This window comes from Anaerococcus kampingae, from assembly GCF_046365475.1.
Classification (GTDB): Bacteria; Bacillota; Clostridia; order Tissierellales; family Peptoniphilaceae; genus Anaerococcus; species Anaerococcus kampingae.
The window spans coordinates 23,239-39,239 of the sequence record NZ_JBGMEF010000029.1; the positions used below are offsets into that span (position 1 = coordinate 23,239).

The 16,001-nt window shown below is 36.5% G+C and carries 17 protein-coding genes; 14 read left to right on the top strand and 3 right to left on the bottom strand.

Going from position 1 to position 16,001, the window contains the following annotated elements; translation table 11 throughout:
• The first annotated feature begins 22 nt into the window (after nucleotides 1–22).
• The 8 genes from ACCQ42_RS07515 (at nucleotide 23) to hydE (ending at nucleotide 8,227) form a co-directional block, all read left to right on the top strand.
• Nucleotides 23–1,003, top strand: a complete 981-nt coding sequence (locus tag ACCQ42_RS07515; RefSeq protein ID WP_106460929.1) for a class C sortase — start codon at nucleotides 23–25, stop codon at nucleotides 1,001–1,003.
• Nucleotides 996–1,874: a class C sortase gene (locus ACCQ42_RS07520; RefSeq protein ID WP_410035809.1), complete on the top strand. Its 879-nt coding sequence runs from the start codon at nucleotides 996–998 to the stop codon at nucleotides 1,872–1,874. Before ACCQ42_RS07515 ends, ACCQ42_RS07520 begins: the two co-directional genes overlap by 8 nt.
• Nucleotides 1,849–2,730 (top strand): class C sortase, encoded by an 882-nt coding sequence (locus ACCQ42_RS07525; RefSeq protein ID WP_410035810.1) that lies wholly within the window; start codon nucleotides 1,849–1,851, stop codon nucleotides 2,728–2,730. The genes ACCQ42_RS07520 and ACCQ42_RS07525 overlap by 26 nt, the downstream gene beginning before the upstream one ends.
• A gap of 293 nt (nucleotides 2,731–3,023) precedes the next feature.
• On the top strand, nucleotides 3,024–4,436 hold the full coding sequence (locus tag ACCQ42_RS07530) for an alanine/glycine:cation symporter family protein (RefSeq protein WP_410035811.1): 1,413 nt from the start codon (nucleotides 3,024–3,026) through the stop codon (nucleotides 4,434–4,436).
• 120 nt (nucleotides 4,437–4,556) lie between these two features.
• The gene (locus ACCQ42_RS07535) at nucleotides 4,557–5,768 is read left to right on the top strand and encodes a S41 family peptidase (protein ID WP_106460926.1); all 1,212 of its coding nucleotides are present in this window, start codon (nucleotides 4,557–4,559) and stop codon (nucleotides 5,766–5,768) included.
• A gap of 34 nt (nucleotides 5,769–5,802) precedes the next feature.
• Nucleotides 5,803–6,492, top strand: a complete 690-nt coding sequence (locus tag ACCQ42_RS07540; RefSeq protein WP_410035812.1) for an acyl-[acyl-carrier-protein] thioesterase — start codon at nucleotides 5,803–5,805, stop codon at nucleotides 6,490–6,492.
• Nucleotides 6,485–7,108, top strand: a complete 624-nt coding sequence (locus ACCQ42_RS07545) for an HD domain-containing protein (protein ID WP_410035813.1) — start codon at nucleotides 6,485–6,487, stop codon at nucleotides 7,106–7,108. The genes ACCQ42_RS07540 and ACCQ42_RS07545 overlap by 8 nt, the downstream gene beginning before the upstream one ends.
• A 96-nt stretch (nucleotides 7,109–7,204) precedes the next feature.
• Nucleotides 7,205–8,227, top strand: a complete 1,023-nt coding sequence (gene hydE / locus ACCQ42_RS07550; RefSeq protein ID WP_410035814.1) for a [FeFe] hydrogenase H-cluster radical SAM maturase HydE — start codon at nucleotides 7,205–7,207, stop codon at nucleotides 8,225–8,227.
• A 53-nt stretch (nucleotides 8,228–8,280) separates the two neighbouring features.
• On the opposite strand, the gene ACCQ42_RS07555 is transcribed toward hydE, so the two are convergent.
• Nucleotides 8,281–9,294 (bottom strand): threonine aldolase family protein, encoded by a 1,014-nt coding sequence (locus ACCQ42_RS07555; RefSeq protein ID WP_410035815.1) that lies wholly within the window; start codon nucleotides 9,292–9,294, stop codon nucleotides 8,281–8,283.
• A 249-nt stretch (nucleotides 9,295–9,543) separates the two neighbouring features.
• Between ACCQ42_RS07555 and ACCQ42_RS07560 the strand changes: the two genes are divergently transcribed.
• The 6 genes from ACCQ42_RS07560 (at nucleotide 9,544) to ACCQ42_RS07585 (ending at nucleotide 13,884) form a co-directional block, all read left to right on the top strand.
• Nucleotides 9,544–9,768, top strand: a complete 225-nt coding sequence (locus ACCQ42_RS07560; RefSeq protein ID WP_106460921.1) for a FeoA family protein — start codon at nucleotides 9,544–9,546, stop codon at nucleotides 9,766–9,768.
• Entirely contained in the window at nucleotides 9,768–9,995 is a 228-nt protein-coding gene (locus ACCQ42_RS07565) for a FeoA family protein (RefSeq protein ID WP_106460920.1), read from the top strand. The genes ACCQ42_RS07560 and ACCQ42_RS07565 overlap by 1 nt, the downstream gene beginning before the upstream one ends.
• Nucleotides 9,992–12,145 carry a ferrous iron transport protein B gene (gene feoB / locus ACCQ42_RS07570; RefSeq protein ID WP_410035816.1) on the top strand — a complete coding sequence of 718 codons (2,154 nt, stop codon included), beginning with the start codon at nucleotides 9,992–9,994 and terminating at the stop codon, nucleotides 12,143–12,145. The genes ACCQ42_RS07565 and feoB overlap by 4 nt, the downstream gene beginning before the upstream one ends.
• Before the next feature lie 113 nt (nucleotides 12,146–12,258).
• On the top strand, nucleotides 12,259–12,423 hold the full coding sequence (locus ACCQ42_RS07575; RefSeq protein ID WP_234025844.1) for a FeoB-associated Cys-rich membrane protein: 165 nt from the start codon (nucleotides 12,259–12,261) through the stop codon (nucleotides 12,421–12,423).
• A 480-nt stretch (nucleotides 12,424–12,903) separates the two neighbouring features.
• Nucleotides 12,904–13,335 carry a flavodoxin gene (locus ACCQ42_RS07580; protein WP_106460917.1) on the top strand — a complete coding sequence of 144 codons (432 nt, stop codon included), beginning with the start codon at nucleotides 12,904–12,906 and terminating at the stop codon, nucleotides 13,333–13,335.
• 3 nt (nucleotides 13,336–13,338) lie between these two features.
• Nucleotides 13,339–13,884: a DUF3793 family protein gene (locus ACCQ42_RS07585; RefSeq protein ID WP_106460916.1), complete on the top strand. Its 546-nt coding sequence runs from the start codon at nucleotides 13,339–13,341 to the stop codon at nucleotides 13,882–13,884.
• A 76-nt stretch (nucleotides 13,885–13,960) separates the two neighbouring features.
• Here ACCQ42_RS07585 and ACCQ42_RS07590 read toward each other — a convergent pair whose 3' ends face one another.
• Nucleotides 13,961–15,727 (bottom strand): ABC transporter ATP-binding protein, encoded by a 1,767-nt coding sequence (locus ACCQ42_RS07590; RefSeq protein WP_106460915.1) that lies wholly within the window; start codon nucleotides 15,725–15,727, stop codon nucleotides 13,961–13,963.
• Nucleotides 15,717–15,980, bottom strand: coding sequence for a hypothetical protein (locus ACCQ42_RS07595; RefSeq protein WP_410035817.1), 264 nt, complete (start codon nucleotides 15,978–15,980; stop codon nucleotides 15,717–15,719). Before ACCQ42_RS07595 ends, ACCQ42_RS07590 begins: the two co-directional genes overlap by 11 nt.
• Nucleotides 15,981–16,001: the final 21 nt, after the last annotated feature.

The following is a 16,001-nucleotide window of genomic DNA, read 5'->3' on the forward strand; positions in this document are numbered from 1 at the left end:
CTCTTTTATGAATGGAAAAACAATGGCGAAAAAAGACAAAAAAGCAAAAAAAGTAAATAAGAAAAAATCCAAGAAAGGTAAATGGATATTTAGGCTTATCTTCTTATTAGGCTTTATGGTTATGATGTATCCGCTTATTTCTAGGCTCTATTATCGTATAGAATCTAATGAGCAGGTTACAAGCTTCTCTGAAGGTGCCAAAAAGCTTGATACTAAGGAAATAGACAGGCGTATCAACCTTGCCAAGGCCTTCAACGAGTCCTTGTCAGGAAAGATTGCATCAGATCCTTATAGCCGTAAGAAACAAGAAGAAGGCCGTAAGGAATATGCTAGGATGCTAGAAGTAGAGGAGATGATTGGTACTGTCGATATACCAAAGATTAACCAAAAACTCCCTATCTATGCAGGTACTAGCGAGGATATCCTCCAAAAGGGCGTGGGCCATTTGGAAGGTACTTCCCTTCCAATCGGTGGTAATTCCACCCACACAGTCCTCACAGCCCACTCAGGCCTTCCAGAAGCGACCCTCTTTACCCATCTTAACCAGCTTGAGATAGGAGATAAATTCTATATAGAAAATATCGAGGGAATCATTGCCTACCAGGTAGACCAAATTAAGGTCATAGAGCCATCAAACTTTGATGACCTTCTTATAAGTCCAGGTCATGATTATGCGACACTTTTAACATGTACGCCGATAATGATTAACACTCACAGGCTTATTGTAAGGGGCCACAGGGTGCCTTATGTACCAGCAGTTGATGAGGAATTAATCAGAGAAAGCAGAAATAACTGGATATTTAGAATCCTATTCTTTGCTTCACTTATCCTTATCCTTATCCTTATAATCCTAATCTTTAAGCTAAGAAGGGATAATAAGAAGTACTTTAAGAAGATTGCAGAGATATCTAAGAAAGGCTTTACAATTGTAAAACCAAAGGCAAAAAGTCAGGGAGACCTCTTTGATAATCTAGCGGCAGATGATGGAGATGACTATGACTAATCCGAAAAAGAAAAAGCCTAACAGGCTAATGTTTGTAGGCATCTTTCTTTTAGGTCTTTTGATTTTCTCCTATCCTTTGATAAGTCAAAAATATTATGAAATTCAAAAGGAAGATGAGGTTATAACCTTCGTTAAGGCAGCCAAGGCCCTCCCACCAGAAAATCTGGATAAGAGGATGGCTCTTGCAGAAGCCTATAACAGGACCCTAGACCCATCTAGGCTTGCAGACCCTTATACTGACATAGAAAAGGCAGCTAGGGTAGAATATGCAAGGATGCTTGAGGTAGAAGAGATGGTAGGCCATGTCAATATTCCAAAGATAGGCGTAGATATACCTATTCGTGCAGGATCTGCTGAAGATGTTTTGCAAAAAGGTGCAGGCCACTTGGAGGGGACTTCCCTTCCAATCGGTGGTAAATCTACCCATACAGTCATCACCGCTCACAGGGGCTTACCCAATGCCAAGCTTTTTAGAAACCTAGATCAGATGTCCTATGGAGATGTATTTTATATTACAAATATCAAAGAAACCATTGCATATAAGGTAGACAAAATCCAAGTTGTAGAACCATCTAATTTTGAGCCGGTTCTAGTAGTGGAAGGCCATGATTATGCTACACTTCTAACTTGTACACCCTATATGATCAACTCCCACAGGCTTTTAGTCAGAGGGGAGAGGATTCCTTATCAAGCAGCTATTGATGATGGTATAGCCAATACACCTAGGGCTAGGATTGACTTCTTTAGGATGGTTTTAGTAATGATACCTATAATACTTCTCCTAATCCTAACTCTCTTTAGAGAAAAGAAGAAAACAGACCACTTAAGTAAGGAGCTTAGAGAAATTGAAGAAAGAAATAAAACTAACTAAGAAATCATTTTTGGGATATATCCTTATTTTAGTTGGGCTAGCCCTCTTGACTAGCCCCCTAATACTTAGGTCATACCACGATATTAGCGCATCATCTGCCAAAAAAACTTTCGAAAAACAAGAGGCAGAAAAGAGTCAGGAGAAAATTGATGAAGAAAACAAAAAGGCCCTAGCCTATAATGAAATAATCAAGAACTCTGATATGAGCGTCCAAGACCCTTTTACAACAGATGATTATGAAAATGGCTATGATATGTTCACAAAAACAAACACACCTTTTGCCTACCTATCTATACCAAAACTTGATAAATACCTACCCCTATATTTAGATGCCACAAAAGAGCATATTTCAAGGGGAGTAGCCCAGGTAGCAGGCACAGCTATACCAGTAGGTGGCAAGGGCACAAGATGCGCCATAGCAGGCCACAGGGGCTGGTGGGGCGATACTATGTTTTTATATGTAGATGAGCTAGAACAAGGCGACTACATCTACATCGAAAGAGCCAATCAAACCATGAGATATGTGGTAAGCGATAAGGAAGTTATAGGACCATATGATTGGGATAAGCTTGCCCCAAGAGAAGATATGGACATGATAACACTTTTGACATGTTCACCATTTTTACCACCAAGACCTGACAGGCTCCTTGTAAATGCTATTAGAGATGAATCAGGGCCAGCAGAAGAATTTAAACTTTCAGATGGCAGCCTAAAAGCAAGCCAAAACCAAGATGAAAAAGGCGACAAGCTCGTAAAAATCAGCAAAATAGCTACACTTATTGGAGCGATACTAGGAAGTATAGGCTTCATCTACACCCTAAGAAGATTTGCAAAGAGAATAAGGGCAACTTTGTAAAATTCTTAAAAATTTTAAATAAATTTAAAAGGCAGGATAGCTTTATAATAATATAAGCCATCCTGTTTTTATTATTCAAATATTTTCATATATATTAATTATTTTGTTATTTTATTTGCTATAAATATCTATTATTCAGACTTATTCTAATTTGTAGTAAGCACATCTATTAGTAATCTTGACTTATTATTCATATAAAAGTAAAATAAAAAGGAGTTGCTTCACTATAGTAGATTAGTGAATGAACGACCTAAAGATCAATTGTAAATTGGTTTGAATTTGAAAGGAATTTTATGAGTTTTATAGATAACCTTATATCGACAATCAACGGATATTTGTATTATCCAATCCTAATAATAATTTTACTAGGAACTGGCCTTTATTTTACCTTTAGAAGTGGCTTTATTCAATTTAGACTGCTTGGCGATGCCTTTAAGGTAATTGTAGAAAAACCTGAGCATGATGGGGATATTTCAAGCTTCCAGGCTCTTATGGTTTCTACCGCTTCTCGTGTAGGTACAGGAAATATAGTTGGCGTTGCCAATGCTATCTGCCTGGGAGGTCCTGGGGCTGTATTTTGGATGTGGATTATAGCTATAATCGGTGGTGCCTCAGCCTTTATCGAATCAACCCTGGCCCAAATATATAAGAGAAGGTCTGATGATGGCACTTCTTACGGTGGTCCATCCTATTATATTGAAAAGGGCCTTGGTTCTAGAAAGCTTGGAGTAATCTTTGCCATAGCTTTGATTATGACCTATGCCTTAGGCTTTAATATGCTTGCATCCTTTAACCTCCAAGATTCCTTTAGGGTCTATGGCTTTTATGACAAAAACACGACTCCTTGGATTATAGGAGGGCTCCTAGCCCTAGTTGCAGGTTACTGTATCCTTGGTGGTGGCAAGAGGATTATAAAGTTTACATCCTTTATAGTTCCTTTTATGGGCTTGATTTATGTATTAATGTCACTTGTCATGATTGTGATTAATTTTTCAAATATCCCAGCCATGTTTAAATTAATTCTAGACGATGCTTTTAATTTTAAGGCAATCTTTGGTGGAGTGGCAGGTTCTGCCCTTGTAGAGGGAATCAAGAGAGGCTTATATTCAAATGAGGCTGGTATGGGATCAGCTCCAAATGCTGCAGCAAGTGCTGTAGTAAGCCATCCTGTAAAGCAAGGCCTTGTACAGATGATTTCTGTCTTTCTTGATACCCTTGTAATATGTACAGCTACAGCCTTTATGTCTCTTGTATCAGGTGTTGTTCCAACAGAAGAACTTGCTGGTTCGCCTCTAGTGCAAAAATCCTTAGCAACTGTATTTGGTTCATATGGCAATATTTTTATCACAGTATCTCTCGCCCTTTTTGCCTTTACAACTCTTCTGGGCAATCTTTACTATTGTGATTCATGTCTTTCTTATTTATTTAAGAAGACTCCGAATAAATATGTCATGATTTGCTTTAGGCTTATAGCAAGCCTAGTAATCTTTGTAGGCGCAGGCATGGAAATGAAATTTGTTTGGAACTTTGCAGACCTACTTATGGGAATTATGACAATAATCAATATATCCTCAATTTTGCTTTTGGGTGGTATATCTATAAAAGCCTTAAATGATTATATAGATCAAAGAAGCAAAGGCCAAGAGCCGGTATTTATGGCAAAAAATATAGGCCTAGATGAAAGCAAGCTAGATTATTGGAAATAGAAAATAATGCGCCAGGCCAGCCCTGGCTTTTTTCTTAGCAATTTATTAGTGCTAGCTAAGGCTTTTGTGATATAATATTAGTATTAGTAAATAGGAAGGTCCTATTAGAAAGGAAAAAATATGAAAAAAATAGGTAAATTTATCTTAAGTCTGTGCCTAATAGCTGGCATTGGCTTTGCAGGATTTATGCTAGGAACAAATATGGATATGGGCGCTAAGGGAAATATTAAGTCAAGGCAATTGACAAGTGAGATGGCTTCTCTTAAGGAATTGCTTGATAGAAATTTCCTTTTTGATTATGATGAGAATAAGCTTTATGAAGGCAGCCTAAAGGGGATGTTTGCAAACCTTGGTGATCCTTATACAGCTTATTATCCAAAGGAAGAATTTGCTAAGCTTATGGAAAATCTTGATGGCAGATATAAGGGTATCGGCATAAGTGTCTCTAATTCTAAAGAAGGCCTTATCAAGGTTATCCAAGTATTTGAAGGTTCTCCTGCCCAAGAAGCTGGCCTAAAATCAGGTGATTTTATAAAAGCTGTCGAAGGCAAAGACTTCGCAGGTAGTGAACTTGAAGAGGCTGTTGCCCTAATTAGAGGTGAAGCTGGCTCAAAGGTGAAGCTTAAGCTTTTAAGAGTAAGTGAAGAAAATCCAAAGGGCGAGGAAATAGATGTCGAAGTTGAAAGACGTGATGTGAAAGTAGATACAGTCAAGTCTCAAACCCTAGATTTAAAGGGAACAAAGATTGGCTACTTAAGATTAACTGCCTTTGACGATGTAACTTGGGATGATTTCAAAGACCAATATGCCAAGCTTAAAAATGAAGGAATCCAAGGTCTTATCTTAGATTTAAGAAATAATCCGGGCGGTGCCCTAGATGTTTGCCTAAATATAGCAGATACCTTCCTTGATGAGGGAGTAGTAGTAACCACAGAAGATAAGGATGGCAATGTCGTAAGCGAGAAGTCAGATAAAGAATTTGACGATATTCCAATGGTTACCCTAATAAACGAAAACTCAGCTTCAGCTTCAGAAATCCTAGCAGGTGCCTTTAAAGATAGGGGAAGGGCTAAGATAGTTGGAGAAAAATCATTTGGTAAGGGAGTAGTTCAAAAGATATTCCCACTAGATAATGGCGCTGGTGCAAAGATTACAATTAGCGAATACAAGACACCAAATGGCGAAAAAATCAACAAAATTGGTGTTAAACCTGATGTAGAAGTAGAAAATAAAAACCAAGATTTAGACCTAAACGAAAATGATTTTACCAAAGATAATCAATTCCTAAAGGCTCTAACAGAACTTGTAAAAGAAATAGGAAACAAAAAATAGGGCAGTTATCTGTCCTTTTTTTAAAGGGGTAAGTATGAAAGAGACAATGACCTATAGGATAGGATCCATGCTTTGCAACAAAGAAGCTTTTCTAAGTTTTAAAAATTTGACAGGCCTTATGTTTGATGTATCCTTTATCCAATCTGCTAAGGTTGAGAAAGATCTAGATATGAAAGGCAAGGCCTGGCTGGTTTATTCTTGGGATATAGAAATTGATGAGCATATAAAGGTAGATGATGTTATAGAAATTACATCTATTCCTACCCAGATAAAAAGATTTTATGCCTATAGAAATTTCCTTGTCAAAAAAGATGGAAAAGAAATAGCAAGGGCCTGTGCCAAACTTATCCTATTTGACAGGCTTAAAGGAAAACTAATCCCGATAGATGAAAACATTCAAAAAGCCTACGGGGAAGAAAAGCTAATCTATGCTGGCAAAGATTTTAAAAGGCCAAGTGATTTTGATAATTCAAAACAAATTATAATCAGGAAAGCAGATTTTGATGAAAATGGCCATGTCAATAATGGTATTTATTTTGACTTTCTAAAAGAGATTGAAAATATTAGGGAAGATAGGATTTCTTATATAAAAATAATTTACAAAAATGAAATAAAAGACCAAAAAGAAATCAGCCTATCTTATAAGAATTCTGAAAATGAAGTAGAATTTTCTATAGATTCAGATAATACTAACCATAGCTACGGAGTGATTAGATATGTATAAGGAAAATTACGGAAATATTCCAAACAAGGATAAGATAAGGTCCATAATGGATGAGGCCTTTGCAACAAACCCCACAAAATGGATAATCCATTCCCACTTAGTTGGCAAAACTTGCGAAAAAATTGCAAAAGAGCTTGGCCTTGACCCAGATATAGCACTTGCTTGTGGGAGTCTTTATAATATTGGTAAGGGCCTTGGCTATGACAATATGGCTCATTTATTGGAAGGATACAGGTTTTTAAGGAGCGAGTCATACTTTTTACCCGCCCGTATAGCCCTAGGATATGGCTTTGTCACAGATAGCATTGATTCTTATAATGGAGAGAAAAATGTATCTGAATTTGACTTAGATTTTATAGGCAAATTTCTTGAGAAAAGAGAGGAGACTCTCTATGAAAAGCTTGTAATTGTTGTGGATCATTATATTAAAAATGAATATTCAAGCTTTGCTGAGAAAAATGAGGTCGAAGTAGAATCAAGGAATTCAGAAATTAGCAATATAATAGATAATTGGCAGAAAGATTTGGCAAAAATCCTTAGCAAGGAAATAGGATCCTATGTGCCTAGGAGAAGGTCTTACAAATTTCCCTATAATTTATTCAAAGATCAAAAATAATATTGCAAAATATGTATATTTGAGTATATTATAAATGAATTTATTTTATCAACCCAGGGAGGTCGTATGACCTCCTCAATTTTTTTATGAGGACTTATGACAAAAAGAAAAATCAACCATATTCCATATGACAAACTAAAAAAATATATAGAAGACGAATCCATGACTGAAAGCCTGATGGCAAGGGCTGATGAGATCAGAAGGGCAAATTACGGCAACAAGGTCTATATCAGAGGCCTAATTGAAGTATCCAATATTTGCAAAAATAATTGCTATTATTGCGGGATAAGAAGATCAAATGACCATGTCAACCGCTACAGGCTTGCCAAAGACGAAATCCTAAGATCGGCTGATTTTGGCTATGGGCTTGGTTTTAGGACCTTTGTTATGCAAGGAGGAGAAGACCCTAGCTTTAGCAGATATTTCGTTGTGGATGCTATAAGAGAAATTAAAAATAAATATCCAGATACAGCCATAACCCTATCCCTAGGCGAAAGATCCTATGAAGACTACAAGGCCTTTTATGATGCGGGGGCTGACAGGTATCTTCTAAGACAGGAAACATCAAACCCAGACCACTATGCCAAAATCCATCCTAAAGAGATGAGCTTAGCGCATAGGCAAGAATGTCTTTATAATCTTAAAAAAATAGGCTACCAAGTTGGGGGAGGCTTCATGGTTGATAGTCCCTACCAGACTACAGATGATTTGATAAGAGATATCAGATTTTTAGAAGATTTAGAGCCAGATATGGTAGGAATTGGACCATTTTTGGTAAGTCATGATACACCCTTTAAGGACTTTAAGGATGGGTCTTTCACAAAGACCTTGAGGATGGTAGCAATCCTAAGGATAGTTTTCCCCTACGCCCTAATACCAGCAACTACAGCCCTAGGCACCATAAATCCAAAGGGCAGAGAGCTGGGTCTTAAGGCAGGGGCCAATGTCCTCATGCCAAACCTATCTCCAGCAAAGGCCAAAAAGTCTTACAATCTTTATGACAATAAATTAAATACAGGCCTTGAAGCAGCGGAAGCCAAAAAGTCCCTCGAAAAGGAAATAGCAAGCTTTGGCTATCAGATAGTAACCGATAGGGGCGATGTTAGAGATAAGAATTAAAAAATCCATGATTTTTGGAATAAAACCAAAAGTCATGGATTTTTTTATGAATTTTATAATTTTTCCAGGAAACCTTCCACATCTTCCTTGCTGGTCCTAAAGGTAGTTACAAGTCTGATTACTTTTTCATTATCTTCTTCAGACATAATTTCAAAGTAAGCAATCTTTGCAAATTTTTCATACTGGTTAGCAGAAACCCTAAGGAAAACTTGGTTGGACTCAAATGGATAGGCAAGGTCATAGCCTTTTTCTACAAGGCCAGATGCTAGAAGTTTTGACATCTCAAAGGCGACCTTGCTGCCCCTTAGGTAAAAGTCATCTTCAGAAAAGACCCTCTCCCACATAATTCCTTGAACAAAACCCTTGGCTAAGAGACTTCCCTTTTGCTTGATAAGGTTGATCAAATCTTTTTTAAGGTCTTTATTTTTTACAATCAAGGCCTCACCAAAGAGAAGACCAGCCTTGGTTCCTCCTAGATAAAAGATATCACACATTCTAGTCAAGTCTTTTAGGCTGTAGTCGCAATGATCACTTGCAAGGGCTGCCGCCATCCTAGCCCCATCTATAAAGAGATAAAGACCATTTTCCTTACAAAAATCATAGATTTCTTCTATTTCCTTTTTCTTATATACTGTTCCAAGCTCTGTAGTATTTGAAATATAGACCTTTTTAGGAACTGTAACATATTCTGTATTAAAAGATGCGTAGGCATTTTTTAGATTTTCTAGGCTGATTTTCCCATCTACTGACTCTATAAGCTCGATTTTAAGACCTGTAGCCTCAATTGACCCTGCTTCATGGCCCTCTATATGGCCGGTAGTGGCAGAAAGAATAGAATCTTGTTGTCGCATGCCAGCAGTCGCTCCAATGATATTGGTAGGGGTCCCTCCAGGAAGAAAGTAAATATCAACATCCTCATCCCCTAAAGCTTTTTTAATAAGGGCTTTGGCCTTATCAGAGTGATAGTCAAAGCCATAGCCAGGATTTTTCTCATCTATAGAATCTTTTAAAGCATCCAAGATTTCTGGATAGCAGATAGAATTATAATCATTAACAAAAAAATACATATAACCTCTTTCCTATAAATTTCACTTAGTTTTATTTCTTCTATTATAACATTTTTAAAAAAAATTAGATAAAATTTAATAAATAAGGTTTTCCTGTTAGCTGTGTGAATGAGATTGATAATTTATATCAAACATTTCTAGTAAGTAGTATTGATATTCATTATCGGCTATGATATATTAATAGTACAAGGATATGACATCCTGATTTTAAAAATATTGCAATAAAACTAAAATTATAGAGGAGAGATTATGCCTATTACATTTTATAGCATAGGTGATACTGTCGAAGTAATCAAACTTAAGGGCGATGAAAAGATCATAAAACACCTAAATAACCTAGGTTTTGCTAAAGGTAGAATAATTAAGCTTTTGAATTTTGATGGGGTCAACTACATATTTACTATTGATGATAATAGATTTGCCCTTAATAAAGAATTAGCTAGTAAGATAATTGTTAAGGAGGTAGCAGCCTAATGCCATTTTTAAATGAAGTGCCAGTAGGGGATACTGTAAAAGTTGTAAAACTTGAGGGCGATGGCCCTACAAAAAGAAGAATCATGGATATGGGAATTACAAAAAACACAGAAATTTTTGTAAGAAAACTTGCTCCACTAGGAGATCCTATACAAATTAACCTTAGAGGTTATGAACTAAGTATTAGAAAAGAAGATGCAAAGAATATAAGAGTGGAAAAGATATGAGTATAAGAATAGCACTTGCTGGTAACCCAAACTCAGGTAAGACCACCCTATTTAATGCCCTAACAGGCTCAAATCAAAGGGTAGGTAACTGGCCAGGGGTTACTGTTGATAAAAAAGAAGGCGTATTAAAAGGCCACAAAGATGTAATAATAGAAGACTTGCCAGGTATTTATTCACTTTCTCCATATACAATGGAAGAAGTTGTTTCAAGAGAATATCTAATCAATGACAGACCTGACCTAATAGTAAATCTAGTAGATGGTTCAAATCTAGTTAGAAACCTCTACCTAACAAGTCAATTAGCAGAACTAGAAATCCCAATGGTTATATCCTTAAACATGATGGATATAGTTAAATCAAAGGGAGATAAGATTGACATCAAGGCCCTAGAAGAAAAACTAAATATTCCAATAGTTGAAACTATTGCAGCTAGGGAAAAGGGTGTTGATAAATTAATAGCAAAAATATTAGAAGTTGCAAAAGATGGTCAAAAACCAAAAGAAATGCTCTTTGATTCTGACCTAGAAGAAGCCCTTAAACCAATTGAAGCTGACTTAAAGCCAATAGTTGGCGAAGATTTATCTAGATATTATTCAATCAAGGCCTTCGAAAATGACGAAGAATCACTTGGCCATATCAAATTGACAGAAGAGCTAAAAACTAAGGTAGAAGAGGCTAGAAATAAGCTGGAAAAAGAACTAGAAGATGATGCTGAATCAATCATCACCACAGCTAGATATGAAAACTTAGCTAATCTTTCAAACGATGTCCTAGTAAAGGCTCCACCAAAAGAAAGCCTTACAGATAAGGTTGATAAGATTGTAACCAATAGAATCTTAGGTCTACCAATCTTTGCCCTAGTAATGTTTTTGGTATTTTTCGGTGCAGTTTATGAACATTCACCAGGAACCATGGGCACAGATTTAGTAAATGGTTTCTTTGAAGATAACCTAATACCAGCAGTTGGAGCTTGGATGGAAGGTGCCAATGTAAACCCAGTTATTCAATCATTGATAACAGATGGAGCTCTTGCAGGTGTGGGAGCAGTACTTGGATTCTTACCACAAATGATGGTTCTATTTGCCCTACTATCAATCCTAGAAGATATAGGATATATGGCAAGGGTAGCCTTCATCATGGACAGACTCTTTAGAAGATTTGGTCTATCTGGTAAATCATTTATCCCAGCCATGGTTGCAACAGGATGTGGTGTACCTGGTGTCCAAGCATCAAGAACAATCGAAAATGAAAGAGATAGAAAGATTACAATCATGACATCTACTTTCATGCCTTGTTCAGCAAAATTACCAGTAATTGCCCTTATAGCAGGAGCATTTTTCCCAGAAAACAAAGCCTTGGTATCATTCTCATTCTATATGATTGGTATAGCTTCAATTGTCTTTTCAGGAATTATCCTAAAGAAATTTAAGGCACTAGCAGATGAACCAGCACCATTTATTATGGAATTACCTCCATACCACGCACCAAGAGTAAAATCAGTTTTAACTGATGTTTATAATAAGTCTAAGGCCTATGTTAAGAGAGCTGGAACAATAATCTTTATATCAGCTGTTATAATTTGGTTCTTAACACACTTTGACTTCAGATTACACTTAATTGAAGAAAACTCAGAAGGATCAATCATAGCTGTATTAGGTTCCATAATCGGCGTAATCTTTAGGCCAATAGGCTTTGGAAGTTGGCAATCAACAGTTGCAACAATATCAGGTTTCGTAGCAAAAGAGAACGTAGTTTCTACAATGGGAGTTGTTTTAGGCCTAGGTAGTGATGTTGCATCAGATACACCTGAGTTACTCCAAGCCTTCGGTGCCGCAATAGGAACACCTGTAGCAGGTTATTCATTCTTACTATTTAACATGCTCTGCATGCCATGTTTTGCAGCAGTAGGAGCTATCAAGACAGAAATGGATGATAATAAGTGGACAGCCATAACTATAGGCTATCAAATGGGCTTTGCTTATATAGTAAGCTTCATCTTCTATCAACTAGCAAGCTTCTTAGCTTATGGTAAATTTGGCATAGGAACAGTACTTGGACTAGTAGCCCTAATCTTCTTCATCTACATGGTAGTAAGAAAAGGAAGCTCTAGAAAAAACTTAGCCTACAACGAATCATTAGCCAAAGCTTAGATTAAAGGGAAGCTTGAAAGTAAGTCCTTAAACTAAACTTTCAAGTTTAAAATCATAAATCAAGTAAAAGCTTAAATTTAAGTCAGCCCCCTTTAAGGGGGGCGGGCTTATAAATGAAAGGAAGAAAAATGAATTTACCATCATGGATTATCCTAATCTTAGTACTTGCAGCATGTTCTTATATAATCTACTCAAGATTTATCAAGAAAACATCAGGTGATTGTGGAGGCTGTTCAGGATGTTCTAGCAACAATGATCACAAATCATGTTGCCACTAGGACTAGGCTAAAAATATTAAAAACGAAAATACAACAAAGATGCCAGGCATAAAGAAAAATATATAAGCCTATAATAGTTAATTTTAAAATTGACTAGAAAAGAAAAGTCAAATCTTAAAGGAATTAATAAATAGTCTTATGCTAAATTTCTGATGTCTAGGCTGGATACTTAATTTTTTTTGGAAGGCTTTTGATAAAAATTATCAATATCACATAAGCCTTCACAAGGCTCATCCCTTGACAATCAAATTTCTATTTCATTCTGATAGACTAAGTCAGGAAGAATCCGATAAAGATAGACTTAAATAGTATATAAATATGTCGAGGTGATGATCCAGATTAAACTTTATTTTTTTAAATAAAGTATGATATAGGTTATCATTATCATTATGATATCAAATATAAATCTTACCCGAAAGAAAAAGGGTACACATAGTTAGAATGTAACTAAAAAATATTAAAAATTTGGAGGAAAAAACAATGAGTAAAGTAGCAGTAGTATATTGGTCAGGAACAGGTAACACAGACATGATGGCAGATGAAATCACAGCCAAACTAAATGACCTAGGTCATGAAGCAGAAAAAATCTTTTCAGATAATTTCTCAGCTGATGATGTAGCAAATTATGATGGCTTTGCCTTTGGTTGCCCAGCTATGGGTTCAGAAGAGCTAGAAGATGGTTCATTTGAACCAATGTTTGAATCAGTAGAAGACAAACTTGCTGATAAACCAGTAGTCCTATTTGGTTCATACGAATGGGCAGATGGCGAATGGATGCAAAACTGGACATCTAGATGCCAAGATGACAATATCAACCTAGTAGCAGATGGTCTAATAGCTTATGATACTCCACAAGATGAAGATCTTGAAGCTTGCAGAAATCTTGCTGAAAGCCTAGCAAAAGCACTTTAAGTCATGGGTGAGTCCTATCTACTTAGCCACTGCACCCAAGTCCTAGCCAACATCAAGCCTGCCAATCTCTTCAGAATTGCAGGCAAGAGCAGGGAATATATCATAGACTTGTTAAAGGAATGGAATAAGAGATTTAATAAATTTGATATATATTTTAGACAGGTAGCAAAAAATGACAAGGGCTCACTGATATTTGTATATAGAAAAGATAAGTTACAAGCCTACCTAGCTGAAGATCAGATAAAAATATTCCTAAAGAGCCTAGACTATGAAGTTGAATCTCTTGATAAATGCTTATCATGCGTTATCAAAAAGCTATCATTAGGATATTTCCCCCATGAGATTGGATGCTTTTTAGGCTACCCATACGAAGATGTGGAAGGTTTTATCGCAAACAAGGGCCAAAACTACCTCTGCTGTGGATACTGGAAGGTCTACAGCCAAAAAGAAGAAAAAGAAAAACTCTTCGCCCTTTACGATAAAACAAGAAAGGCCTATATGGACACCTACATTAAAGGCCAAGATATAGATAAACTAGTAATTGTATAAAATCCTAAAAACGTAATATCATTGAATGTAAAAAAGACCTAAGAATTAGAATTTAGGTCTTTTTGCTTGGGTAAATTTATACAAAATACTTAGCCTGGGCCTTGTAGAGGTCGGAGTATTTATTTTTGTATTTCATGAGATTATCGTGGCTGTCGTAGGCTGCGATTTTTCCCTCATCTAAAAGGAGGATTTTGTCTGTAAACTTGGTTGAGCTCATCCTATGGGAGATGAAAATTGCGGTCTTATCTTTTGTCATTTCGTTAAAATGTTCATAGACCTGGGCTTCTGCTAATGGGTCTAGGCTTGCTGTTGGCTCATCTAGGATTATAAATTCTGGCTTGTGGTAGATGGCCCTGGCTATGGCAAGTTTTTGCTTTTGGCCAAGGGATAGGTCTGTGGCATTTTCGTAGATATCCTTGTTTAGATAGGTATCAAGGCCATTTTCAAGCGCTCTAACCCTCTCGTCCAGGTCTAATTCCTTTAAAATTTCGCTAACATTTTCCTCATCATAATCCATATTTCCAATAATATTTTCTTTTATTGTAAAAGGCATGATTGAAAAATCTTGGAAAACTCCGCTCATCTTCTCATAGAGGGAGGCCTTTGAGATATTTTTGATATTGACTCCATTGTATAAAATTTCTCCAGCATCGATATCAAAAAATCTTAGGAGAAGCTTAACAATAGTTGTCTTTCCTGCGTTATTTACACCTACAATAGAGATTTTCTCGCCCTTATTGATTTTAAAAGATATATCATCAATAATCTTTCTATCAGATCCTGGATAAGTGAAGGATACATTAATAAATTCTAGGCTTTCAAATTCTCCAGCTTCTTTTAAATTTTCTTCCTTGTCAGAATCTAGGATATAAAAATCATAGAGGGGCTCGAGGTTGACAAGGCTCATTATAAAGGCTGCTAGCTCAGAAAACATGGTCTGAAAGGCTGTCATGAAGTTTTCATTTGCAGCTATTATAGCAGAAAATGAACCAAAACTTATCTGTGGCCCGTAGGCTGCTGATAGGGTCCTCATTGCTACATAGGTGTAGGATATTAGCCTTAGAATTGATTCTAAAAAGATTTTTAGAGCGCCCATATTAGCTTCATAGGCAAATTTATCTTCAAAGCCAGCCATCATCTCATCTAGATATCCCTTGGTTTTTGATTTCATAAGAGGTCCTAGGTCAAAAACCCTAATTTCCTTTTGGTAGTGGGGACTTGCCATGAGGGAGAAATAATAAGAGAATCTCCTGTTTACATTTACAATCTCCAGGTCAAATTTGCTGGTGTAGGCAGCTTCTTTTCCATTTACAAAAATTATTAAGAGGGAAATAAATATTGAAAATGCGACCAAGTAAGGGGAGAAAGATATGATTACAAGGGCAGTTCCTATGATGGTTGCCACACTTGTTATTATATCCTTAAGGCATGACAGCAAGTTATGGATAGCTCCCATATTTATGGCAGCATTAGCCTTTTCCTTTAGGTCTAGGGTGTGGGGATTTTCTATGTTTTGGTAAGTCAAATCCATGGCTTTTTTTGCAAGTTCAAAGGTCAGGTAATCATTAATCCCTTGGCGTCTTACAAATTCTTCTCGGCTTAGGAGTCTTTCTAGACTTTTTATGAGAATTTTTCCAACGACTAAAAATATTACAATTTTTATAAAGTCGACTGCTGGCCTTGGGTCAGTGATTTGATTGATAAAAATCATTGGAACAAAGACATTGATCATAGTTGCAGCCGCAGGGGCCAAGGCATTTAGGATAATTACCAGTATATAAAGAGGATCGTTTTTTGCTGTGATTTTTGCAAAAAGCCATAGGGCCTTTAATTTATTTTTCATTATTTTCCTCCAAATAGTATTTTCTTTGGGATTCGTACATTTCCTTATAGAGGCCATCTTGCCTTAAAAGCTCATCGTGAGTACCGTATTCTGTGATTTTGCCGCCATCAAGGAGCATGATTTTGTCACAAAATCTGGTAGATGCTAGTCTGTGGGAGATAAAAATTAGAGTCTTGTCTTTGCTGATTTCATCGAGGTCCCTATAAATTTTCTCTTCTGCTAGGGCATCGAGGGCTGCTGTTGGCTCATCCATTATTAATGCTCCAGCCTCCTT

Excerpts from the sequence above, each read along its gene's own strand:
- ACCQ42_RS07515 (WP_106460929.1), top strand. The coding sequence starts at position 23 with ATGGCGAAAAAAGACAAAAAAGCAAAAAAAGTAAATAAGAAAAAATCC.
- ACCQ42_RS07520 (WP_410035809.1), top strand. The coding sequence starts at position 996 with ATGACTAATCCGAAAAAGAAAAAGCCTAACAGGCTAATGTTTGTAGGC.
- ACCQ42_RS07530 (WP_410035811.1), top strand. The coding sequence starts at position 3,024 with ATGAGTTTTATAGATAACCTTATATCGACAATCAACGGATATTTGTAT.
- ACCQ42_RS07535 (WP_106460926.1), top strand. The coding sequence starts at position 4,557 with ATGAAAAAAATAGGTAAATTTATCTTAAGTCTGTGCCTAATAGCTGGC.
- ACCQ42_RS07540 (WP_410035812.1), top strand. The coding sequence starts at position 5,803 with ATGAAAGAGACAATGACCTATAGGATAGGATCCATGCTTTGCAACAAA.
- ACCQ42_RS07545 (WP_410035813.1), top strand. The coding sequence starts at position 6,485 with ATGTATAAGGAAAATTACGGAAATATTCCAAACAAGGATAAGATAAGG.
- hydE (WP_410035814.1), top strand. The coding sequence starts at position 7,205 with ATGACAAAAAGAAAAATCAACCATATTCCATATGACAAACTAAAAAAA.
- ACCQ42_RS07555 (WP_410035815.1), bottom strand. The coding sequence starts at position 9,294 with ATGTATTTTTTTGTTAATGATTATAATTCTATCTGCTATCCAGAAATC.
- ACCQ42_RS07560 (WP_106460921.1), top strand. The coding sequence starts at position 9,544 with ATGCCTATTACATTTTATAGCATAGGTGATACTGTCGAAGTAATCAAA.
- ACCQ42_RS07565 (WP_106460920.1), top strand. The coding sequence starts at position 9,768 with ATGCCATTTTTAAATGAAGTGCCAGTAGGGGATACTGTAAAAGTTGTA.
- feoB (WP_410035816.1), top strand. The coding sequence starts at position 9,992 with ATGAGTATAAGAATAGCACTTGCTGGTAACCCAAACTCAGGTAAGACC.
- ACCQ42_RS07575 (WP_234025844.1), top strand. The coding sequence starts at position 12,259 with ATGAAAGGAAGAAAAATGAATTTACCATCATGGATTATCCTAATCTTA.
- ACCQ42_RS07580 (WP_106460917.1), top strand. The coding sequence starts at position 12,904 with ATGAGTAAAGTAGCAGTAGTATATTGGTCAGGAACAGGTAACACAGAC.
- ACCQ42_RS07585 (WP_106460916.1), top strand. The coding sequence starts at position 13,339 with ATGGGTGAGTCCTATCTACTTAGCCACTGCACCCAAGTCCTAGCCAAC.
- ACCQ42_RS07590 (WP_106460915.1), bottom strand. The coding sequence starts at position 15,727 with ATGAAAAATAAATTAAAGGCCCTATGGCTTTTTGCAAAAATCACAGCA.
- ACCQ42_RS07595 (WP_410035817.1), bottom strand. The coding sequence starts at position 15,980 with ATGGATGAGCCAACAGCAGCCCTCGATGCCCTAGCAGAAGAGAAAATT.